Below are 21,497 nucleotides of genomic sequence, written 5' to 3' on the forward strand. Positions count from 1 at the left end.
GGGCAAGGCCGGCACCGCCCCCGATCCGGCGCGCTACGAGCGCATGAACGCTTTCTGCGACGTGCTGGTCGTCGGCTCCGGTCCGGCCGGCCTGATGGCGGCGAAGGCCGCCGCCGACCAGGGCGCCCGCGTCATCCTTGCCGATCTCGAAGCCCACTTCGGCGGCTCCGCCAACTGGTCCGGTGAAACCATCGACGGCATGCCCGCCGCCGACTGGGCCCAGCGCACCGTTGCGCAGCTCGGAGGCAACGACAATGTGCGGCTTTTGCCGCGCACGACGGTGTGGGGCTATTACGACGGCAACACGCTTGCCGCGCTTGAACGGGTGACCGATCACAAGGAAGTGGCCGCCAAGGGCGAGCCGCGCCAGCGCTACTGGGCGATCCGCGCAGGCACGGTGGTTCTCGCCACCGGCTCCTTCGAGCGGCCGCTGGTGTTCCCTGGCAACGACCGGCCCGGCGTCATGCTGGCGCATGCAGCCGAACGCTACGCCAATGAGTATGGCGTGCTGTCTGGACAGCGCATCGCGCTCTTCACCAACAATGACAGCGCCTACCGCTCGGCCGTCGCCTTGAAGAAGGCCGGCGCCGCCATCGTTGCCATCATCGATGTCCGAAGCGACGTCTCGAACGAGATGCGCCGGCTGGCGAGCGATGCCGAGGCTGAGCTGCTGGCCGGCCACGCCGTGGTTGCGACCGAAGGCGGCAAGGCTCTCACCGGCCTCAAGGTGCAGCGCTTCGACGCCATGAGCGGCGCGCTGAGCGGCGACGAGCGCAGCATCCATGCCGACAGCCTTCTGATCTCTGGCGGCTGGTCGCCGACCATCCATCTCGCCAGCCAGGCTGGCGCGAAGGCCGAATGGAACCCGGCCCGGCAGGCATTCCTGCCGCCAAAGCCGACGCAACGATGGATCGGTGCCGGCGCTTTCACCGGCAGTTTTTCGACCGCCGAAGCCATCGCCGAAGGCCGAGCGGCCGGTCTTCAGGCGGCCGGCGGGGCAGAGTCATCCACGCCCTTGCCCATCGTTGAGGCTGCCCCCGGTAATCCCGATCCGGCGCCGGTCTTCGAGATCAAGGCCAAGGGCAAGAGTTTCGTCGACTTCCAGCACGATGTCACCGCCGAGGACGTGCGGCTGGCGCATCGTGAAGGCTTCGTCTCGGTCGAGCATCTGAAGCGCTACACCACGCTCGGCATGGCGACCGACCAGGGCAAGAACTCCAACGTCCCGGGCCTCGCCATCATGGCCGAGGCGCTCGGCAAGCCGATCCCCGAGGTCGGCACGACGCGCTTTCGCGCGCCTTATACGGCGGTGTCGATCGGCTCCTTGGCCGCCGAACGCTTCGGCGACCTCAAGCCCGAGCGGCTGACGCCGATGCACGACTGGCACCTCGCCAACGGCGCGCGGATGTATTCAGCCGGCCTCTGGTACCGGCCGATGATCTACGGCCTCGCCGGCGAGACGGTCGAGCAGGCCTATGTCCGCGAGGCCAGGGCGACTCGCGAAAGCGCCGGCATCGTCGACGTCTCGACGCTGGGCAAGATCGCGGTGCAGGGACCCGACGCGGCCGAGTTCCTCGATCGCGTCTACACCAACATGTTTTCCACCTTGGCCGTCGGCAAGGCCCGTTACGGCCTGATGCTGCGCGAGGACGGGCTTGCCTTCGACGACGGCACCACCTGGCGGCTCGGCGAGCAGGAATTCCTGATGACGACCACCACCGCCAATGCCGGCAAGGTGATGCAGCATCTGGAATATTTCCTCGACGTCATCTGGCCGGAGCTGAAGGTCACAGTCACCTCCGTCACCGACGAATGGGCGGGCGCTGCGATCGGCGGCCCGAACGCGCGCGCCATCCTTGCTTCCTGCGTCACCGGCACCGCCGTCGACAACGCCGCCCTGCCCTTCATGGGCATCGTCCGTGGCCGGATCGCCGGCGTCCCGGTGATGATCTGCCGCCTGTCCTTCTCCGGCGAGATGGCCTTCGAGGTCTATTCCGGCGCCGGCTACGGCACCCATGTCTGGGAAGCCTTGATCGAGGCCGGCAAGCCTTTCGGCCTTGTCACCTACGGGCTCGAGGCGCTGGGCACGATGCGCATCGAGAAGGGCCATGTCACCGGCGCCGAGATCGATGGCCGGACCACCGCGCGCGACCTCCATCTCGACTGGATGCTGTCGAAGAAGAAGCCTTTCATCGGCTCGGCCATGATGGACCGCGAAGGCCTGATCGCTCCCGACCGGCTCGAGCTGGTCGGGTTGGTCGCCCTCGACAACCGTCCGCTCAATGGCGGCGGCCATATCGTCGAGGAACTGGACGAGGCCAATCCGCACGACTCGCTCGGTCATATCACCGCCTGCTGCTATTCGCCGGCGCTGGGCAAATATATTGCGCTTGCCCTGGTCAAGGGCGGCAAGGCGCGCCACGGGACCCGCGCCTTCGTCTCCGACCCGCTGCGAAACCGGTTCGGGCCGGTCGAGATCGTCTCCAACCATTTCTACGATCCGGACGGGAGCCGCATGCATGGCTGAGCAACATTTGCCTGAACGCCAGTCGCCGCTCGAGCCGGAGTATCATCCGGGTTCGCACGGCAATTTCGAGCATGGCGTCGATGTCATCCTGTCCGAGACGCGGCCAGGCTCGATCCTGCAGCTCGCCGCCTGGCCGGGCGAAGAGAAGCGGCTGATCGAGATTGTCCGCAAGGTCACCGGGCTCGCTTTGCCCGACGGCGCCGGCGGCGGCGTGAGCAGCGGCGGCCGTGCCGCCTTCGGCTTCGCGCCGGGGAAATTCACGGTGGTGGACGAGGCCGAGGGCCTGGCTCAGGCTTTTGCCGGATCGATCACGCCGGTCATCGGCACGCTGACCGATCTCTCGCACGGCCGCACCGCGATCCGTATCGCCGGCCCGAAGGCCGAATGGGTGATGGCGAAGTTCTTCGCCATCGACTTCGCCTTGCCCGCCTTCCCGCTCGGCGCCGGCCGCTCGACCAACCATCACGACATCTTCGCCCAGATCCAGCGCAGCGGCGCCGACCAGTTCGACATCTACGTCTTCCGCTCCTTCGCGCGCTCGTTCTGGAAGGCCTTGTGCCACGCCTCGGAGGAAGTCGGCTACGAGGTGCAATAGGATCGACCTTGGTCCAGCCTGCAATCTGGCACTATCGACGGATACAACTGCTGCTTGAGCGTTGGGCCAGCAGGCGCGATAGGTAAGGAATCACGGGCGTTTGTCAGGGCAAACGCCCGCTCAGGCAACCAATTCGACCATACCCTTCCATGACTGTTGAGACTTCGGCGACGGCCACGACCCGCTTTGCTCCGGCGGAGGGTCCGTCGATGCTGTTGCCGGCAACCGTCGCTTGCGGCGTGTTCATGACGAGCCTGGACCAGAACGTCGTGGTCACCGCGCTGCCCGGCATCGGCGAGAGCCTCGACCGCCCGCCAAGCCAGCTTGGCCTTTTGATCACCGTCTATGTCGCCAGCCTCATCGTCGCCATGCCGCTCGGCGGCTGGCTGGCCGACCGCTTCGGTCTGCGCAACGTCTATTGCTTCGCCCTGCTCGTCTTCGCCAGCGCCTCGGCACTGTGCGGCCTTTCGGAAAACATCTGGATGCTGGTCGGCTCGCGCGCACTGCAGGGCTGCGGCGGCGCGCTGATGGGGACGCTTGGCCAGGTCGTGATCCTGTCGAGCTTCCCGCGCGACCGCACGCTGAAGATCAACATGTATATCTCGCTCGCCGGCCAGTCAGGGCCGCTGGTCGGACCGCTCGTCGGCGGCGCGCTGACCACCTACGTCTCCTGGCGCTGGATCTTCTACATCAACATCCCGATCGCGCTGACCGCGGCGCTTCTGGCTGCCTCCTTGTTTCCGACGACGACCAAGCCGGTGCGCACGCCGTTCGATTTTCCGGGCTTCCTGCTCGTCGGCAGTGGCATGGGCCTGCTGGTCTTCGGCATGGATTCGCTTGCCGCCAAGGATGCCGCAAGCAGCCTCATCGGCATCGAGCTCGGCCTGGCGATCGTCATCCTGACAGTTGCCGCCTTCTATTGCCTGCGCGCGCGCAACCCGCTGCTCGATCTCAACCTGCTGCGCATCCGCACCTTCCGCATCTCCTTCCTCACCGGCGGCGGCCTCGACACGATCGGCCTGAGCTCGGTGGTCTTCCTCTTGCCGCTGATGTTCCAGCTCGGCTTCGGCATGAGCGCGGTACAGGCCGGATCGCTGACTTTCGTCGCCGCGATCGGGTCGCTACTGATGCGCTTCTTCATGCCGCGCCTTTTGAACCGTTTCGGCTTCAAGCGCGTGCTGGTCACCAACACGCCGGTCGTCGCCCTGTTGGTCGCGGGCTTTGCGCTGATGCAGGAAAGCCTGCCGGCCTGGATCGTACTGGCCTATATCTTCACCTTCGGCGTCTTCAGGTCCGTGCAATGGGCCTCGACCGGCAATCTTTCCTATTCGGACATCGCGCCGGAGCAGCTCGCCCGTTTCAGCGCGCTCTATTACATCCTGTGGCAGCTTGCGGTGGCGATCAGCGTCGGCCTCGCGTCGGCGCTGCTCTCGCTGCTTGCCGGCGGCGGCAAGGCCAGCGTCAACGACTATCGCATCCTGTTCGTCATCGAAGGCCTGATCACGCTTTGCGCGCTATCGGCCTATCTGAGGCTGACGCCGCAGGACGGCGCGCATGTCAGTGGACACGGCGCGCATATGAGCACCGACTGACGCCTCTGCCGAAACTATTCCGCGAACGTAACCCAGTCCTCGAGCGGCGCGCGGTCGGTGCGGAATTCGTTCTCCGGCTTCGACGTGTCTTCATAGCCGAGCGCCATGCCGCAGACGACGATCTCCTCGTCGGGAATGTTGAGCACCGGCCGGATCTGGCGGTGATAGGGCGCGAAGGCCGCCTGGGGGCAGGTATGCAGTCCCCTGCCGCGCGCCGCGACCATGATGTTCTGCAGGAACATGCCGTAGTCGATCCACGAGCCCTGGTTCAGTCTCCGGTCGATCGTGAAGATCATGCCGACCGGCGCATCGAAGAAGATGAAGTTGCGGTCGTGCTGTGCCCGCATCTTGTCGACCTCGCGCCGGCCGATCCCCAGCGCGCCGTAAAGCCCAAAGCCGTTGGCGCGGCGACGCGTGAGATACGGTTCGAAGAACTGGTCGGGATAGTAGCGGTACTCGTCCCACTCCGCCTTTTCGGCGCGGATGCCGGAGTTGAGGATGGCGTCGCTGATGCGCTGCTTGACCTCGCCCTTGGTCACATAGACGCGCCAGGGCTGCATGTTGGTGCCGGACGGCGCACGCGCGGCGACCGCCAGGATCGCGCGGATCGTCTCGTCATCGACCATGTCGGGCAGGAAGGCGCGCACCGACCGGCGCGAGGTGATCGCCTCGTCGACAATCACCGCTTCCGATGCGATCCGGATGTTCTTCTCAAGCATGGGCCGTCCCTTTGCGCATGGCTGGAAACCGCAAATACGGTTTTCCCTGACGACCATCCGCAGACTCTAAGCTAAAACTGGTCCCCGACCGGACGCCCCACTCGCCGCTCGTGCGCGAGCCTTTGCATCAACGACCGAAAACGCGCAAGCAAATCTTGTGGCCTATGAAAATCCCCTTGATTTTTTCATGAATTTACCGCTTCATGAAATTTATCCGGATTTTTTCACGAGCAACCTTTGACCTCGACCGCAACCAAATCGGAGCAGGACAATGGCGACCGGCTGCTGGCCGGCGACATCCGTGCGCTCCGCAAGGCGCGCGGCCTGACGCTCGCTGAAATTGCGCTGAAGCTGGGCCGTTCGGTCGGTTGGGTCAGCCAGGTCGAGCGTGGTCTTTCTATCCCCTCGCTTAGCGACCTCAGGGCATTCGCCAGCCTCTTCGATGTCCCGATCAGCCTGTTCTTCAGCCATGACGTACCTGTCGAAGAGGAGCGCGGCGTGGTCGTGCGCGCCGGCAGCCGCCGTTCGCTTGGCACAAGTGAATCCGGCCTGGTGGAGGAGCTTTTGTCGCCCGACCTAGGCGGTAGCTTCGAGATGCTGCGCTCGGTCTTTGCGCCGGGCGCGGAGCTGAAGACGGAAGCGCGCCGTCCGACGGAAGAAGCGGGCTATGTCGCGTCGGGCACGTTCGAGATCGAGATCGACGGCGTCTGGCATCGTCTCGGCGAAGGCGACTCGTTCCGCTTCGAGGGCAAGCCGTTCCGCTGGCGCAATCCTGGCGTCGAGCCGGCCGTCGTCATCTGGGTGGTTTCGCCGCCGGTATATTGAGTAACTTTGGAGGAGAACATGGCCGGTTTGCCGACCACGGCGCGCGTGGTGATCATCGGAGGCGGTGTCGTCGGCTGCTCATCGCTCTATCATCTATGCAAGGCGGGCTGGACCGACTGCGTGCTTCTGGAAAAGAACGAGCTGACCTCCGGCTCGACCTGGCATGCCGCCGGCAATGTGCCGACCTTCTCTTCGTCCTGGTCGCTGATGAACATGCAGCGCTACTCGACCGAGCTCTACCGGGGGCTCGCCGAAGCGGTCGACTATCCGATGAACTATCATGTCACCGGCTCGCTCCGGCTCGCGCACACGAAGGAGCGCATGCAGGAGTTCCAGCGCGCCAAGGGCATGGGCCGCTACCAGGGCATGGACATCGACGTCGTCGGACTGGACGAGATCAAGCGGCGCTATCCCTTCATCGAGACGCATGAGCTGGAGGGCGCGCTCTACGATCCGAGCGACGGCGACATCGACCCGGCGCAGCTGACCCAGGCGCTCGCCAAGGGCGCGCGCGACATGGGCGCCAGGATCATCCGCTTCTGCCCGGTCACGGGCGTGCGTCGCGAGAGCGGCGAATGGGTGGTCGCCACCCCGCAGGGCGAGATCCGTTGCGAGATCGTCATCAACGCGGCCGGCTACCGCGCCGGCGAGGTCGGAAAAATGTTCGGCCGCGACGTGCCGATGATGGTGATGAGCCATCAGTACATATTGTTCGAGGAAATCCCCGAACTGGCCGCCTGGACGAAGGAGCAGGGCCACAAGCTGCCGCTGCTGCGCGACGTCGACACGTCCTACTACCTGCGCCAGGAAAAGAGCGGCATGAATCTCGGCCCTTATGAGCGCAATTGCCGCGCGCATTGGGCAACCCATAACGATCCGATGCCGGAGGATTTTTCCTTCCAGCTTTTCCCCGACGACCTCGACCGTCTCGAGCATTACCTCGCCGACGCCGTCGCCCGCGTGCCGATCCTCGGCACAGCCGGCCTCTCCAAGGTGATCAACGGACCGATCCCTTATGCGCCGGACGGCAACCCCCTGATCGGGCCGATGCCCGGCGTGCCGAACGCCTTCGAGGCCTGCGTCTTCACCTTCGGCATCGCGCAAGGCGGCGGCGCCGGCAAGGTGCTGGCCGAATGGGTGACCGAGGGCCAGACCGAATGGGACATGTGGTCCTGCGATCCGCGCCGCTTCACCAGCTTCGCCTCGGCGCCGGATTATTGCGTCGCCAAGGGCATGGAGATCTACGGCAACGAATACACCATCCAGTTTCCGCGTCATGCCTGGCCGGAGGGACGCAACCGCAAGCTGTCGCCATTGCATGAGCGCATCAAGGCGCTGGGCGGCCAGTTCGACGCCTATAATGGCTGGGAGCGCGCCACCTGGTATGCGAAGCCCGGCGACGATACCTCCGAGGAAGCGACGCTCACTTTCCGCCGCGACGGGCCTTGGCAACGCGCGGTGCGCGAGGAATGCCTTGCCGTGCGCGACGCCGTCGGCATCCTCGACCTGCCCGGCTTCTCGCGCTTCAGCCTCGAAGGCCCGGGCGCGGCCGACTGGCTGTCGCTGCAGGTCACCGGCCTCGTGCCGAAGCCCGGCCGCATCGGCCTCGTCTATTTTTCCGACGACAAGGGGCGCATCGTCACCGAAATGTCGGTCATGTGCCACGGCGAAGACCGGATGACGCTGATCACGGCGGCTGTCGCCCAGTGGCACGACTTCGAATGGCTGAAGTCGCGCATGCCGGCCGATGCGGGTTTCACGCTCACCGATCATACGGAAGAATATTCCACGCAAATCCTCTCCGGCCCGAATTCGCGCGACATCCTTGCCGAGATATGCGCCGCCGATCTGACGCTGCCCTGGCTGACGCATCAGGACACGATCATCGCCGGACGCCGGGCGAAGCTGGTGCGCGTCTCCTTCGCCGGCGAGCTGGGCTGGGAGATCCACACCAGGGTCACAGACACCACAACCGTCTTCGAGGCCGTCTGGGCCGCCGGCGTGAGACATGGCCTGAAACACTTCGGCATGTATGCGCTGGATTCGCTTCGCCTCGAAAAAGGCTACCGCGCCTGGAAGGGCGACCTTTCGACCGACTATTCGATCCTCCAGGGCGGACTGGAGCGCTTCGTCAAATGGGACAAGCCCGATTTCCGCGGCAAGGCTGCTTTGCTCAATGAGAAGCAGCAGGGCGTGAAGAAGCGCTTCGTCACGCTGGTCGTCGAAAATCCCGGCGACTGCGACGCGCCCTATATGTCGACGCTTTGGCATGACGGCAGGATCGTCGGCGAGACCACGTCGGGCGGCTGGGGCCACCGTGTCGGCAAATCGATCGCGCTCGGCATGCTGCGCGCCGATCTCACGGAGCCGGGCACGGCGATCGAGGTGGAGATTTTTGGCGATCGCTTCAAAGCCGTCGTCCAGAAGGACGAGCCGCTGTGGGATCCGAAGAATGAGAGGTTAAGAGCCTGATGCCGAAACCCTCCAAGCGCATCACCGCCATCGTGCCTTCCGGCAAGGATGGCTGGGAAGTCCACTTCGCCGCCTGGAACCGCAAACAGGCCGGCGAGGACATCATCGTGCTCTCGGTCGGCGACCACGATTTCGACACGCCGTCGGAAACGATCGAGGCCTGCGTGACCGCCGTGCGCGAGAGCAACCATCACTACACGCCGCTCCCCGGCCTGCCGCGCCTGCGCGAGGCGATGGCGGCGGCCTCCACCGCCTGCACCGGCATCCTGACGGAGCCCGACGAGGTCATCGCCACGGCCGGCGGCCAGGGGGCGCTCTATGCCGCCGTGCAGGGCGTGCTCGACCCGGGCGACCATGCCATTGTCGTCGCGCCCTATTATGCCACCTACCCCAACACCTTCAGCGCCGCGGGCGCCAGTTTCACCGTGGTCGAGACGCCGGCCGAAGATGGATTTCAACCCCGCGCTGACATGATCCGCGCCGCGCTCAAGCCCAACACCCGCGCCATCCTGATCAACACGCCGAACAATCCGACGGGCGCCGTCTATTCGCGCGAACGGCTCGAAGAGCTGGCCGGAATCTGCAAGCAGCACGATCTCTGGCTGCTGTCGGATGAGGTCTACTGGACGCTTGGCGGCGGCGAGCACATCTCGCCGCGCTCGCTGCCCGGCATGGCCGAGCGAACGCTGGTGATCAACTCCATGTCGAAAAGCCACGGCATGACCGGCTGGCGCATGGGCTGGCTGACCGGGCCGAAGACGATGATCGCCCTGATGATCGACCTCAATCTCGTCACGACCTACGGCTTGCCGGCCTTCATCTCGATCGCCTGCGCCGAGGCTCTGGAGAACCACTATGGCGTGAAGGACATTGCCGAGCGCTACGCCGCGCGACGCAAGATCTTCCTCGATGCCATACGCGGCGCCAACGAAGTCACCGTGCGCGGCTCCGAAGGCGGCATGTATGTCATGCTCGACATCTCCGCCGTCGAGCCCGACGACGAGAAATTCGCCTGGGCGCTGCTCGACAAGGAAAAGGTCGGCGTCATGCCCGGTTCGAGCTTCGGCGAGGCAGCCGCCGGGCACATCCGCATCAGCCTCTGCCAGCCCGAACCCATCCTCAAGGAAGCAGCGCTTCGCGTGCGCCGCTTCGCTTCCAACTATCGCCGCGAGGCCGCATGACGAAGACCATTCCCAGCAAGGCCCGCGCCGTCATCATCGGCGGCGGCGTCTCCGGCTGCTCGGTCGCCTATCATCTGGCCAAGCTCGGCTGGATCGACATCGTGCTGCTCGAGCGCAAGCAGCTCACCTCAGGCACCACCTGGCATGCGGCCGGCCTGATCGGCCAGCTGCGCGGCTCGCAGAACATGACGCGGCTGGCGAAATACTCCGCCGACCTCTACGTCAAGCTCGAGGCCGAGACCGATGTCGGCACCGGCATGCGCCAGGTCGGCTCGATCACCGTGGCGCTGACCGAGGAGCGCAAGCACGAGATCTACCGGCAAGCCTCGCTGGCTCGCGCCTTCGATGTCGACGTGCGCGAGATTTCGCCGCGCGAGGTCAAGGAGATGTACCCGCATCTCAACGTCTCGGATGTGGTCGGCGCGGTGCATCTGCCGCTCGATGGCCAATGCGACCCGGCGAACATCGCCATGGCGCTGGCCAAGGGCGCGCGCCAGCGCGGTGCGACGATCATCGAGAACGTCAAGGTCACCAAGATCCACACGAAGAACGGTCGCGTCTCCGGCGTCTCCTGGGCGCAGGGCGAGGAGCAAGGCACGATCGAGACCGACATCGTCGTCAACTGCGCCGGCATGTGGGCGCGCGAGCTTGGCCGGCAGAACGGCATCACCATTCCGCTGCATGCCTGCGAGCATTTCTATCTCGTCACCGAGCCGATCCCTGGCCTGTCGCGCCTGCCGGTGCTGCGCGTGCCGGACGAGTGCGCCTACTACAAGGAGGATGCCGGCAAGATGATGCTCGGCGCCTTCGAGCCGGTGGCGAAACCCTGGGGCATGGACGGCATCCGTGAGGATTTCTGCTTCGACCAGTTGCCCGAGGACATGGACCATTTCGAGCCGATCCTTGAAATGGGCGTCAACCGCATGCCGATGTTGGGCAGCGCCGGCATACACACCTTCTTCAACGGCCCCGAGAGTTTCACGCCGGACGACCGCTACTATCTCGGTGAAGCGCCGGAGCTTTCCGGCTACTGGATGGCGACCGGCTACAATTCGATCGGCATCGTTTCTTCTGGCGGCGCCGGCATGGCGCTGGCGCAATGGATCAACGATGGCGAGGCGCCGTTCGATCTCTGGGAGGTCGATATCCGCCGCGCCCAGCCGTTCCAGAAGAACCGCCGCTACCTCAAGGAGCGCGTCTCGGAGACGCTCGGCCTGCTTTATGCCGATCATTTCCCCTACCGCCAGATGGCGACCTCGCGCGGCGTGCGCCGATCGCCTCTGCACGAGCATTTGAAGGCGCGCGGCGCCGTCTTCGGCGAAGTGGCGGGCTGGGAGCGCGCCAACTGGTTCGCCCGCGAAGGCCAGGAGCGCGAATACCGCTATTCCTGGAAGCGGCAGAACTGGTTCGACAACCAGCGCGACGAGCATCTCGCCGTGCGCAACGGCGTCGGCCTGTTCGACATGACCTCCTTCGGCAAGATCCGCGTCGAGGGCCGCGATGCCTGTGCCTTCCTGCAACGGCTCTGCGCCAACGACATGGATGTGGCGCCGGGCAAGATCGTCTACACGCAGATGCTCAACCAGCGCGGCGGTATCGAGAGCGACCTCACCGTGACGCGGCTTTCGGAAACCGCTTATTTCCTGGTCGTGCCGGGCGCCACGCTGCAGCGCGACCTCGCCTGGCTGCGCAAGCATGTCGCCGACGAGTTCGTCGTCATCACCGACGTCACCGCCGTCGAAGCCGTGATCTGCGTCATGGGTCCGGAGGCGCGAAACCTGATCCAGAAGGTCAGCCCGAACGATTTTTCCAACGAGGCCAATCCGTTCGGCACGTTCCAGGAGATCGAGATCGGCATGGGGCTCGCCCGCGCCCATCGCGTCACCTATGTCGGCGAGCTCGGCTGGGAACTCTACGTCTCGACCGAGCAGGCGGCCCATGTCTTCGAGGCGATTGCCGAAGCCGGCGCCGATGTCGACCTGAAGCTTTGCGGCCTGCATACGCTCGATTCCTGCCGCATCGAAAAGGCCTTCCGCCATTTCGGCCACGACATCACCGATGAGGACAATGTGCTGGAGGCCGGCCTGGGCTTCGCGGTGAAGACGAGCAAAGCCGGGTTCATCGGCCGCGACGCGGTGCTCAGGAAAAAGGAAGCCGGCCTGTCGCGCCGGCTGGTGCAGTTCCGCCTGAAGGACCCTCAGCCCCTGCTCTTCCACAACGAAGCGATCCTGCGCGACGGCCGGATTGTCGGCCCGATCACCTCAGGCAATTACGGCCACCACCTCGGCGGCGCGATCGGCCTGGGTTACGTGCCCTGTGAGGGCCAGAGCGAGGCGGATGTGCTGGGCTCATCCTACGAGGTCGAGATTGCCGGCGAGCGATTTGCAGCCGAAGCGTCGCTGAGGCCGATGTATGATCCGAAGGCGGAGCGGGTGAAGATGTAGCGCTTCCCCTTCTCCCCTTGTGGGAGAAGGGAAAACTGGCCCTCAAAACCGCTCCAGCCTCGCCCTTACCTTCACCAGAAACGCCGCCCTGCTCCTCGGCGTGGACGAATCCATCAGATAATGCGCCAGAAAAAACGTCTTGCAGCGCGTGGCGCACAGCGCCCGCATGCCGCGCAAGATCGTCTTACGGCCTGGCTGGCCGACGACGACACTCCACCAGGTCGGCGCGCCGCAGGTGGTGATGACGCCGACCCTGGTGACATGCCGCATCAGCGACGTGATCCGCCCCTTGCCGGCGGGCAGTTTGAAGGCGATGTCGGTCGCCCAGACCCGGTCGAACCAGCCCTTCAGCATCGCCGGCAGGCCGTACCACCAGGTCGGATAGATGAACAGGATCGCCTCGGCCCATTGCAGGTGCTCGAAATGCGGCTTGAGCGCCGGATCGTGCGGCGCCCGGTCGTTGTAGAAGCGCCGCTCCTCGCAGCTCATCACCGGATCGAAATTCTCGGCATAGAGGTCGAGCAGGCGCACGTCCCAGCCTCGCCCCCTCAGCACCTCCACCGCCGTGTCGCGGATCGCCGCGCAATAGCTTTCCGGCACCGGATGGCAATAGACCACCAGCACGCGCATTAGAAGGCGTCCATTGTGGCCGCGACCTTCGTCATGAAGGAGCTGCGCGTCTCGTCAGTCGACAGGTTCATCGAATAGTGCGCGAGATAGGAAACGGGAGCACCGGGTTTGATGGTGGCCCGCAGCATGCGCTTGACGATCTTGCGCGGCGGGTCGCCCATCAGCATGGCGCGAAAACGGCTGCCGCCATAGGTGGTGACGGCCGCCATCTTGCGGATGTTGTGCAGCGTCGGCCGCACCTTGCCGTCGACCAGCTTGAACGACACACCGGGCAGGAAGACGCGGTCGAAGAAGCCTTTCAGGATCGCCGGATAGCCGTAATTCCAGACCGGAAATGACAGCACCAGCGCCTCGGCTCTCTGGAGCCTTTCCACGTAGCCGGCGACCGCGTCGTTCGGCCCGCGCGGGTCGTGGTAGCCGAGCCGTTCGGCGCGCGTCAGCCGCGGATCGAAATCCTCGGCATAAAGGTCGCAGTCGTCGACCGCATGGCCCGCCGCGGCGAGCCGCTCGACGATCGTCTTGTGCAGGCCGGCGTTGAAGCTGGTCTCCACCGGATGAGCGAAGAGCACGAGGATGTTCATCAACTCGCCCTTTGCAGGCCCTTGAACAGGAACGTCCGGCCGGAGCGATAATCGTAGTCCGGATTTTCCCAGGCGATCATCTTGCCGGGGTTGAGCAGCCCTTGCGGATCGGTCTCGCGCTTGAAGGCAAGTTGGATCTCGTCGGTCTGCTTCATGCCGCCCTCTTCCAGCGTGTAGCGATGTGGATTGAAGATCGGGCAGCCGTTCTCCTCATGCAGGCGGATGATCTGGTCCAGCCGCGCCTCGGTGGTGAACTTGACCAGCGGCAGGCCGAAGCAGGTGATGTTGCCGTCGAGCCGCACGAATTCCAGATGCGAGAACACCTCGCCCGGGAACATCGCATCCATCTTCTCGACCAGCGCCAGCTGGTTGGGGAACGGATAGAGCGACTGCAGATAGGTGATCGACGGGTCGACGCGCAGCGCCCTCAGCGTCGTGTGGTTCCAGGCGAGCTCATAGGCAGGCGGCAGGCCCTTCTTGTCCTCGTCCGTCGCGGTTGCCGCGTTGAAGATGACCTCGCCGCCGGCGCGCCGGGTGAAGGCAAGGAAGGCGTCGAGCCCGTGCCGCGCCACCATGACGACGCAGATGCTCTGTCCCTCGCGCAGGAACTTCTGATGCCGCTTGAAATAGAGCTGCGGCACGGGTGCGGCGATCGGCGTGATCAGCTTGGTCAGGATGCCGTCCTGGCAGGCCAGCGCGTTGCCGTAGCGGGCTGCGCCCATGAAAGTATCGAAGCCGACGATGACGTCGACCCATTCATAGGCGGCGGTCAGCGGCATCTCGACCTCGGTGATGATGCCGTTGGTGCCATAGGCATGCGTGACCTTATGCAGGTCCTCGCCGGTGAGCTCGATCGCCTTCGGTTCGGCCTCCATGGTCACGACGCGCAGCCGCAGCACATTGCCGAAATCGCGCAGGCCGCCGAAATTGATCGAGCCGACCCCGCCCGAACCGCCGGCGATGAAGCCGCCTATCGAGGCGGTGTTGTATGTCGAGGGCGAGAGCCTGAGCTCCTGTCCGGAATGCGCCCGCGTCGCCTTGTCGATGTCGGCAAGGATTGCGCCCGGCCCAGTCACCACCCGTCCCGAGGCGATCGTCTTGATTTCGTTCATCTCGGCGAGGTTCAGCACCACGCCGCCCGACAGCGGCATCGCCTGCCCGTAATTGCCGGTGCCGCTGCCGCGCGGCGTCACCGGAACGCCATGCCGGTGGCACGCGGCAAGCACTCGGATGACCTCGGCCTCGTTCTTCGGCGTGACGATCAGGTCGCCCTTGATGTGATCGAGCTGCGCCTTCAGCACCGGGCTGTACCAGTAGAAGTCGCGGCTCTTCTGCTGGACGATGGCCGGATGGTCGTCGACCTTGATCCCGTCGAGATCGCGCTTCAGCGCTGCGATATCCATCATCCCACCATCAATTCGTCGAGTTCGGCATAATCGGGCAGCTGGCGTTCGATCGCCCTGCCCTCGCGCACCACGATGCGATCCGATTCGGGCCGCGACAGCAATTCCGTCCAGTTCCGTCCCTTGAAGACGATGAAATCGGCGCTGCCGCCCGCGGCCAGCGTGCCGGCGCCGTCGAGCCGCATCACCTCGGCCGGCGTTGCCGCCACCGCCCTAGGCCAGTCGCCAACGGGGTGGTCGAAATGCAGGATGCGTGTTGCCATGCGGTAGACTTCGAGCATGTCGAGATCGCCATAGGCGTAGAACGGGTCGCGCGTGTTGTCGGAAGCGACCGCCACCTTGATGCCGCGCGCCTTCATCTCGTGCAGCAGCGTCACGCCGCGCCAGCGCGGGGTGGTGCCGTTGTTGCGGCGGTCCTGCAGATAGAGGTTGCACATCGGCAGCGACACCACGGCGAGCCGCGCCTTCGCCACCTTGTCCAGCGTGTCGAGCACCTCGAGGTCCGGCTGGCGCGCCAGCGAACAGCAATGGCCGACCAGGATGTTGCCCTCGAAACTGTTCCACAGCGACGCCTCGGCGATCTTTTTCAGCGAGATCGCCGCGACGTCGTCGGTCTCGTCGGCATGGAAATCGAGGTCGAGCCCGTGTTCGATCGCCTGCGCGAACACCTGGTCGAGCAGTTCCTCGAGATCGGGCACCATATAGGTGACGACGCCGAGCACACCCTTGGCCACCGCGACGCGCTTCGCCAGCCGCTCAAACCAGGCCTTGTCGCGCACGCCCTCGATGCCGAGCAGGCAGGCCGCCTGCAAATCGATGCGCCCGCGCCATTTCTCCCGCATCGTCTCGAACACAGGCCAGGAGATCTCCTCCTGCGGCGGCACGCTGTCGAGATGCGTGCGCAGGGCCTTGGTGCCGTGCGCGTAGGCCGAGCGCAGCGAGAAATCCATGCGGCGCGCGACATCCTCGGCGCTCCAGCGCGCGGCGCGGTCGGCGCCGGTCGCGTTGAGCGCGCCCATGAAGGTGCCGTCGGGGTTGGGCTTCCGCGGCCAGATATGCCCCTTGTCGATATGGGTGTGGCAGTCGACGAAACACGGCAGCACGATCCGGCCGGCAAGGTCGATCGCGTCGGGTTGCGCCACTGCCCGGCCGTGCGGGGCAAGATCGGCGATCTTGCCATCGGCGACGGTAATGTCGGCTAGTGCAAACCCATCCTGGTCGAAAGCAGCGGCAAGATCCGGCGTGAGGGATCGGTGAAGCCGAACGTTAGCCAGTCGATAAGAACCGGAGGTTGGGATCAAGGCCTGCCCCCCGCTGTTCTATGCAACACCGTTCCCGGAAGGGGTCGGCTGGATCGGAGACACGACGAACGGCCGTGCGGAGACATCGCGAACAGTTTTGCACCGCCGCTAAGCTCAAGGGGAACGGCATGGATCCTAGGGTCTGCGCGTCCGCTTCGCTCCCGCTCCGCCCTAGGATGACGAAGAGAAAGGATGCCGCCACCAATCGCAAACGTCTGGGATACCGCGGCTCCTACAAATCTCCAGCATCGGCGATTTGCATATGCCGTCCTGTCCTTCGTCATCCTAGGGCGGAGCGGGAGCGAAGCGGACGCGCAGACCCGAGGATCCATGCCGTTACGGTTACCGAAGAATGCGGCGGTGCAAAACTGTTCGCGATGTCTCCGCACGCCTGTTCGCTGTGTCTCTGGCCCAACCAGGCCATCACCGTTCTTAATCACGCAAACCACCCTAATGCTCCTGTTTCAGAGCGCTCTCGTGCCAGCGGCGCAGGATGAGATGCGACACCAGCGACAGCACCAGGAAGATCAGGATGCCGGTGAGCGAGATCAGGATCAGCGCCGCGAACAGGCGCGGCGCGTTGAGCCGGTAGCCGGCCTCGATGATGCGCGAGGCAAGGCCCGACGACTGCCCCTGCGCGCCGGCGACGAATTCCGCCACCACCGCGCCGATCAGCGACAGGCCGCCGGCGATCTTCAATCCGCCGAGGAAATAGGGCATCGCCGCCGGCAGCCGCAGATAGCGCAATTGCTGCCAGCGCGTCGCGCCGTTGAGCTTGAACAGGTCGCGCAGGTTCCGGTCGACCGAGTTCAGCCCGAGCGTGGTGTTGGACAGGATCGGGAAGAAGGCGACGATCCAGGCGCAGAGCAGCAGTTTGACGGTCTGGTTGTTCACATAGATGTTGATCAGCGGGAAGATGGCGACGATCGGCGTCACCTGCAGCACGATGGCGAAGGGGAAGAACGACATCTCCACCCATTTCGATTGCGCGAACAGCACCGCCAGCCCGACGCCGCCGATGACGGCGAGGGCCAAGCTGAGGAAGGTGATCCTGAGCGTCACCAGCAGCGAGGAGAAGAGCAGGCCCGCGTCGTTGTGCAGCGTCTGCAGCACCACGCCCGGCCGCGGCAGGATATATTGCGGGATCTCGTTCCAGACGCAGATGCGGTCCCACAGCACGATCGCCAGCACCATGATCGCCAGCGGCAGCACCCATTTGCCGATGCGCTCCAGCCGCTCCTGGCGGGCACGGCGCGCCTCTTCCGGATCGAGCTTCAGCGTGGTGTCGTCAATGGCCGTCATAAGGGGATCCGGCGGTTGAGTTGATAGCGTCGACCAGCGCGTCCGAGGCCTGCCGGCAAAGCGCGGCATAGTCGGGCGAGGTGCGGAACGCCTCGTCGCGCGGATAGGGCGCGTCGATGGCAAGCTCGCCATGGACGCGGCCAGGGCGCGCGGCCATGACGACGACGCGGCTGGACAGGAAGACGCTCTCGAAGACGCTGTGGGTGACGAAGACCGCCGTGAAGCGCTCGTCCTGCCACAGCTCCAGAAGGTCGTTGTTGAGCTTGAAGCGGGTGATCTCGTCGAGCGCCGCGAACGGCTCGTCCATCAGAAGGATGCGCGGCTTCGTCACCATCGCCCGCGCGATCGAGACGCGCATCTTCATGCCGCCGGAAAGCTCGCGCGGCACGGCGTTCTCGAAGCCGGTGAGATGGACGCGCGACAGCATCTCCAGCACGGCCGGCTCCGCCCTGGCGCGCGACACGCCCTTCAACCTGAGCGGCAGCCAGACATTGTCGAAGACGCTGGCCCAGGGCAGCAGCGTCGGTTCCTGGAAGACGAAGCCGGTGTTCGAGCGGTCGATCGAGCCGCGCCAGTCGAGCTGGCCGGAGGTCGGCGTCGACAGGCCCGCGATCAGCCGAAGCGCCGTCGACTTGCCGCAGCCGGAAGGACCGAGCAGGCTGAGGAAATCGCCTTCGCGGATCGCGAGATCCACCTTGCTCAGCGCCGTCACACCGTTGGAAAAGACCTTGCCGACATTGCGCAACGCAAGCAGCATCGGGGCCTCGCCCGATGCCGCCCGCGTCTCAGCCACTTTCTCCTGGATCATCTCAGGCAGGCCGCCCTACTTCTTCAGCTCCAGCCCGACACCCTTGTTGATGAAGGCCAGCGTATAGGCCTTCTTGATGTCGATGCCCGGCTGCGCGACCTTGGCCTTGACCATCTTGTCGTAGAAACTCTGGATGCGCGCTTCGTTCATGGTGCCGATGCCGAGCTTTTCGGAGTCGCCCGAATCGACCACGCCGAACTTCTTCATCTGCTCGATCGAGAAGGCGATCTGCTCATCCGTCATGTCCGGATTGTCCTTCTTGATCATCTCGTTGGCGGCCTTGTTGTCGCCGTAGAGATATTTGTACCAGCCCTTGGCCGAACCATCGACGAAGCACTGCACCACCTCCGGCCGCTTGTCGATCGTGTCCTGCATCACCTCGATGGTGGTCGAATAGGTATCCCAGCCATAGTCGGCGAGCAGGAACTGGTTCGGCGTGAAGCCGCCCTGCTTCTGCACCGCGAACGGCTCGGACGTCACATAGCCCTGCTGAATCGACTTCTTGTTGGCGATGAAGGGCGCCGGGTTGAACGTATAGGGCACGCGCTTAGCGGCGTCGAAGCCGAGATCGGTGACCATCCATTGGAAGAAGGTCTGCGCGCCTTCGTCACCCATGATGTACTGGTCGGCGTTCTTGAGATCCTCCCACTTGTCGAGTCCCTCTCCCGGATGGGACATGATGACCTGCGGATCCTTCTGGAAGTCGGAAGCGACGACACGCATCGGAATGCCCTGCTGCACGGCATCGAAGGCCGAAAGCAGATTGCCGCCCATGTAGAAATCGATCTTGCCGGCAAGCAGCATCGGCCGCCCGCTGACCTGCGGTCCGCCCTGCATGATGGTGACGTCGAGGCCACAGGCGGCATAGGTGCCGTCGGCGACGGCCTGGTAGTAGCCGCCATGTTCCGGCTCGGCCAGCCAGTTGGTGCCGAACGTAACCTTCTCGTTCGCGGCAGCGCTCAGCGTGCCGGCCGCCAGCAAGGCGATCGAGCCCGCCAGGATCTTCCTGTTTCCGATCATAAACTCACCCTCTCTTGGCTCCGGCGCGCAACGCGCTGGGCTCGACACCATTGGTTCAAGAAGCAAGACACATGCCACCACCCGGGCCGCCCGCTTGCGCGGCAGTCATTGCCGAGACCGGAAGGGTCATGCTGTACGAAAGGCATCGTGCCCATTTTTTGGACGCCTGTCCATAATCGCCCTGGCGGCATGCACCGCATCTTGAAGGTTTCATGAATCGAGCCTTAGTCTCAAGGCGCACAGGAGAATGCCATGCTGAAATACCTCGCGCCCAAGACCATCAAGCCGCCCTTTGCCCGCTACAGCCACGGCGTTGAAATACCCGCTGGAAAACGGTTGGTGCTGTGCTCGGGCCAATTGGGCATCGGGCCCGACGATACCGTGCCGGACGATGCAGGGGCGCAGACCGAGCTTTGCTTCAAGAACATCGCCGCGATCCTCAGCGAGGCCGGGCTGACCTTGAACGACACCGTGCGCATCAACGCGTTCGTCACCGGCCGCGAACACCTGCGGGCCTATATGGATGTCCGCAACCGGCTCTTTTCCGATCCCGCGCCGGCATCGACACTGATGATCGTTTCCGGCTTCGCTCGCCCGGAGTTCAAGGTCGAGGTCGAGGTGCTTGCCGCCGGCTGATGGTTGCCCGCAACCGCGAGGCGCTTTAGATCATCCCAATCAGACCTTCGGGAGACGAAAAGTGACGACAAAACGCGTGTGGTGGGGTGACTACCGGACGACCGAATACGCCTCGATCGACGCCGAGGCGACCATCGCCGTGCTGCCGGTTGCGGCGATCGAGCAGCATGGCCCGCATCTGCCTGTATCGACCGACACCTCGATCATGATGGGCATGCTGGAGACGGTGATCGCGCGCCTGCCCGACGACCTCGACATCCGCATCCTGCCGGTGCAGGCGGTCGGCAAGTCGAACGAGCACCTGCATGCGCCGGGAACGCTCACCTTGCCCGCCACCACCTTGGTCGACGCCTGGACGGAACTCGGCCTGTCGGTCGCCCGCGCCGGGGTGAGAAAGCTGATCATCGTCAATTCGCATGGCGGCAATGAAGAGATCATGGGCATCATTTCGCGCGAATTGCGCGTGCGCGCCAAAATGCTGTCGGTGAAGACGAGCTGGCAGCGTTTCGGCCGCCCGGCCGGCATGTATACCGAGCTCGAGGACCGTCACGGCATCCATGGCGGCGACGTCGAGACCTCGCTGATGCTGCACTTCCGGCCCGACCTCGTCGACATGAGCAAGGCGGACAATTTCGTCTCCAATGTCGGCCGCGCCGAAAAGGAATTCGGCCTGCTGCGCCACACCGGAACGCACGCCTTCGCCTGGATCGCCAGCGACCTCAATCCGAACGGCGTGGTCGGCGACGCCTCCATCGCTACGGCCGAGAAGGGCCGCCTGACGGCGGAAATGCAGGCCGACGGTTTTATCAACCTGGTCAGGGATGTGCGTAAGGCGAAGCTTGCCGACTGGCTGTCGTAGCGGCGTGTTCGCGTTGACCTAGGCCTCAATCCCCAGTTCAAAGGGAATGCCTTCGAAAGCATCAGCGCCACGCCCGATCGCCTCGATCGCCGTAATCATGCGGCCGTCACGCTGAAGCAGCATGTCGGCGACGGCGATCAGCCGCGGATTGGGTGTCGCCGTCGGCGAGAGAAAGCGCAGCGTCTTGGCGAGTTCCATCTCGTCGCGCTTTGGCGAAAGTGCCGTCGCGATGATGTAGGCCGACGCGGTCGAGCGGCTGACGCCGGCATAGCAATGCACCACCATCGGCTTTGCCCGGTCCCAGCGATAGGCGAAGTCGAGCAAGGCCCGCACATGCTCCTCGCCCGGCATCGTCATGCCTTCCTGCGCGACGGCGATGTCGTGCATGACGAGATGCAGGTGGTTTTCCGCCGGGATCGAAGCCGGGCGGACCACCTCGGTGCCAGCTGCAAGCAGCGACAGCAAGCGCTGCGCACCGGTCCTTGCCACCGTTTCGTCGACCTTCGACAGCGAACAGACGTGGATCATCTTTCGATCTCCTTCGGCCCATCCTCGCGCCGTGAGGCCCAGGCGGCAAGCGCGCTTTCAAGACGCTGCCACTC

Annotated in this window: 18 protein-coding genes; 9 read left to right on the forward strand and 9 right to left on the reverse strand. The window is 64.7% G+C overall.

Annotated elements, in window-relative coordinates; all coding sequences use genetic code 11:
- The 3 genes from EOD07_RS01645 to EOD07_RS01655 all read left to right on the forward strand — a co-directional run.
- Positions 1-2,527: sarcosine oxidase subunit alpha family protein (locus EOD07_RS01645; protein WP_127233685.1), on the forward strand; the 2,527-nt coding region annotated here is incomplete at its 5' end.
- 7 nt (positions 2,528-2,534) lie between these two features.
- On the forward strand, positions 2,535-3,122 hold the full coding sequence (locus EOD07_RS01650) for a sarcosine oxidase subunit gamma (RefSeq protein WP_127233698.1): 588 nt from the start codon (positions 2,535-2,537) through the stop codon (positions 3,120-3,122).
- A gap of 209 nt (positions 3,123-3,331) precedes the next feature.
- Positions 3,332-4,714 (forward strand): MFS transporter, encoded by a 1,383-nt coding sequence (locus tag EOD07_RS01655; protein WP_245469763.1) that lies wholly within the window; start codon positions 3,332-3,334, stop codon positions 4,712-4,714.
- A gap of 14 nt (positions 4,715-4,728) precedes the next feature.
- On the opposite strand, the gene EOD07_RS01660 is transcribed toward EOD07_RS01655, so the two are convergent.
- Entirely contained in the window at positions 4,729-5,433 is a 705-nt protein-coding gene (locus EOD07_RS01660) for a nitroreductase (protein ID WP_127233687.1), read from the reverse strand.
- Positions 5,434-5,670: 237 nt separating this feature from the next.
- Between EOD07_RS01660 and EOD07_RS01665 the strand changes: the two genes are divergently transcribed.
- Genes EOD07_RS01665 through EOD07_RS01680 form a run of 4 tightly spaced genes read left to right on the forward strand, consistent with a single transcriptional unit; the run spans position 5,671 to position 12,355 of the window.
- The gene (locus EOD07_RS01665; RefSeq protein WP_116397969.1) at positions 5,671-6,258 is read left to right on the forward strand and encodes an XRE family transcriptional regulator; all 588 of its coding nucleotides are present in this window, start codon (positions 5,671-5,673) and stop codon (positions 6,256-6,258) included.
- A gap of 18 nt (positions 6,259-6,276) precedes the next feature.
- Positions 6,277-8,730: an FAD-dependent oxidoreductase gene (locus tag EOD07_RS01670; protein ID WP_127233688.1), complete on the forward strand. Its 2,454-nt coding sequence runs from the start codon at positions 6,277-6,279 to the stop codon at positions 8,728-8,730.
- Complete coding sequence (locus tag EOD07_RS01675) at positions 8,730-9,911, forward strand: pyridoxal phosphate-dependent aminotransferase (protein ID WP_127233689.1); 1,182 nt, start codon at positions 8,730-8,732, stop codon at positions 9,909-9,911. The genes EOD07_RS01670 and EOD07_RS01675 overlap by 1 nt, the downstream gene beginning before the upstream one ends.
- Positions 9,908-12,355, forward strand: a complete 2,448-nt coding sequence (locus EOD07_RS01680; RefSeq protein WP_127233690.1) for an FAD-dependent oxidoreductase — start codon at positions 9,908-9,910, stop codon at positions 12,353-12,355. Before EOD07_RS01675 ends, EOD07_RS01680 begins: the two co-directional genes overlap by 4 nt.
- A 42-nt stretch (positions 12,356-12,397) precedes the next feature.
- On the opposite strand, the gene EOD07_RS01685 is transcribed toward EOD07_RS01680, so the two are convergent.
- The 7 genes from EOD07_RS01685 to EOD07_RS01715 all read right to left on the reverse strand — a co-directional run bounded on the left by EOD07_RS01685 (position 12,398) and on the right by EOD07_RS01715 (position 19,400).
- Complete coding sequence (locus EOD07_RS01685) at positions 12,398-12,985, reverse strand: NAD(P)H-dependent oxidoreductase (RefSeq protein ID WP_127233691.1); 588 nt, start codon at positions 12,983-12,985, stop codon at positions 12,398-12,400.
- Positions 12,985-13,566 (reverse strand): NAD(P)H-dependent oxidoreductase, encoded by a 582-nt coding sequence (locus EOD07_RS01690; RefSeq protein ID WP_164772023.1) that lies wholly within the window; start codon positions 13,564-13,566, stop codon positions 12,985-12,987. The genes EOD07_RS01685 and EOD07_RS01690 overlap by 1 nt, the downstream gene beginning before the upstream one ends.
- Positions 13,566-14,969 (reverse strand): FAD-binding oxidoreductase, encoded by a 1,404-nt coding sequence (locus EOD07_RS01695; protein ID WP_127233699.1) that lies wholly within the window; start codon positions 14,967-14,969, stop codon positions 13,566-13,568. The genes EOD07_RS01690 and EOD07_RS01695 overlap by 1 nt, the downstream gene beginning before the upstream one ends.
- Positions 14,969-16,270, reverse strand: a complete 1,302-nt coding sequence (locus EOD07_RS01700; RefSeq protein WP_127233693.1) for a cytosine deaminase — start codon at positions 16,268-16,270, stop codon at positions 14,969-14,971. The genes EOD07_RS01695 and EOD07_RS01700 overlap by 1 nt, the downstream gene beginning before the upstream one ends.
- Positions 16,271-16,720: 450 nt before the next feature.
- Positions 16,721-17,572, reverse strand: a complete 852-nt coding sequence (locus tag EOD07_RS01705) for an ABC transporter permease (protein ID WP_127233694.1) — start codon at positions 17,570-17,572, stop codon at positions 16,721-16,723.
- Entirely contained in the window at positions 17,559-18,380 is an 822-nt protein-coding gene (locus EOD07_RS01710; RefSeq protein ID WP_127233695.1) for an ABC transporter ATP-binding protein, read from the reverse strand. Before EOD07_RS01710 ends, EOD07_RS01705 begins: the two co-directional genes overlap by 14 nt.
- Positions 18,381-18,395: 15 nt before the next feature.
- Positions 18,396-19,400 (reverse strand): ABC transporter substrate-binding protein, encoded by a 1,005-nt coding sequence (locus EOD07_RS01715; protein ID WP_073985911.1) that lies wholly within the window; start codon positions 19,398-19,400, stop codon positions 18,396-18,398.
- 252 nt (positions 19,401-19,652) lie between these two features.
- Here EOD07_RS01715 and EOD07_RS01720 point away from each other — a divergent pair, with 252 nt between their 5' ends.
- Entirely contained in the window at positions 19,653-20,036 is a 384-nt protein-coding gene (locus EOD07_RS01720; protein ID WP_127233696.1) for a RidA family protein, read from the forward strand.
- Positions 20,037-20,097: 61 nt separating this feature from the next.
- Positions 20,098-20,895 (forward strand): creatininase family protein, encoded by a 798-nt coding sequence (locus EOD07_RS01725; protein WP_127233697.1) that lies wholly within the window; start codon positions 20,098-20,100, stop codon positions 20,893-20,895.
- Between the two features lie 18 nt (positions 20,896-20,913).
- Here the strand turns inward: EOD07_RS01725 and EOD07_RS01730 are convergent, their stop codons facing one another.
- Positions 20,914-21,423 (reverse strand): tyrosine phosphatase family protein, encoded by a 510-nt coding sequence (locus tag EOD07_RS01730; RefSeq protein ID WP_071074320.1) that lies wholly within the window; start codon positions 21,421-21,423, stop codon positions 20,914-20,916.
- Between the last annotated feature and the right edge of the window lie 74 nt (positions 21,424-21,497).

Source organism: Mesorhizobium sp. M2C.T.Ca.TU.002.02.1.1, from assembly GCF_003997225.1.

Coding starts and splice junctions, on each gene's coding strand:
- EOD07_RS01685 (WP_127233691.1), bottom strand. CDS start 12,985: ATGCGCGTGCTGGTGGTCTATTGCCATCCGGTGCCGGAAAGCTATTGC.
- EOD07_RS01675 (WP_127233689.1), top strand. CDS start 8,730: ATGCCGAAACCCTCCAAGCGCATCACCGCCATCGTGCCTTCCGGCAAG.
- EOD07_RS01690 (WP_164772023.1), bottom strand. CDS start 13,566: ATGAACATCCTCGTGCTCTTCGCTCATCCGGTGGAGACCAGCTTCAAC.
- EOD07_RS01705 (WP_127233694.1), bottom strand. CDS start 17,572: ATGACGGCCATTGACGACACCACGCTGAAGCTCGATCCGGAAGAGGCG.
- EOD07_RS01680 (WP_127233690.1), top strand. CDS start 9,908: ATGACGAAGACCATTCCCAGCAAGGCCCGCGCCGTCATCATCGGCGGC.
- EOD07_RS01660 (WP_127233687.1), bottom strand. CDS start 5,433: ATGCTTGAGAAGAACATCCGGATCGCATCGGAAGCGGTGATTGTCGAC.
- EOD07_RS01730 (WP_071074320.1), bottom strand. CDS start 21,423: ATGATCCACGTCTGTTCGCTGTCGAAGGTCGACGAAACGGTGGCAAGG.
- EOD07_RS01655 (WP_245469763.1), top strand. CDS start 3,332: ATGCTGTTGCCGGCAACCGTCGCTTGCGGCGTGTTCATGACGAGCCTG.
- EOD07_RS01695 (WP_127233699.1), bottom strand. CDS start 14,969: ATGGATATCGCAGCGCTGAAGCGCGATCTCGACGGGATCAAGGTCGAC.
- EOD07_RS01715 (WP_073985911.1), bottom strand. CDS start 19,400: ATGATCGGAAACAGGAAGATCCTGGCGGGCTCGATCGCCTTGCTGGCG.
- EOD07_RS01720 (WP_127233696.1), top strand. CDS start 19,653: ATGCTGAAATACCTCGCGCCCAAGACCATCAAGCCGCCCTTTGCCCGC.
- EOD07_RS01710 (WP_127233695.1), bottom strand. CDS start 18,380: ATGATCCAGGAGAAAGTGGCTGAGACGCGGGCGGCATCGGGCGAGGCC.
- EOD07_RS01670 (WP_127233688.1), top strand. CDS start 6,277: ATGGCCGGTTTGCCGACCACGGCGCGCGTGGTGATCATCGGAGGCGGT.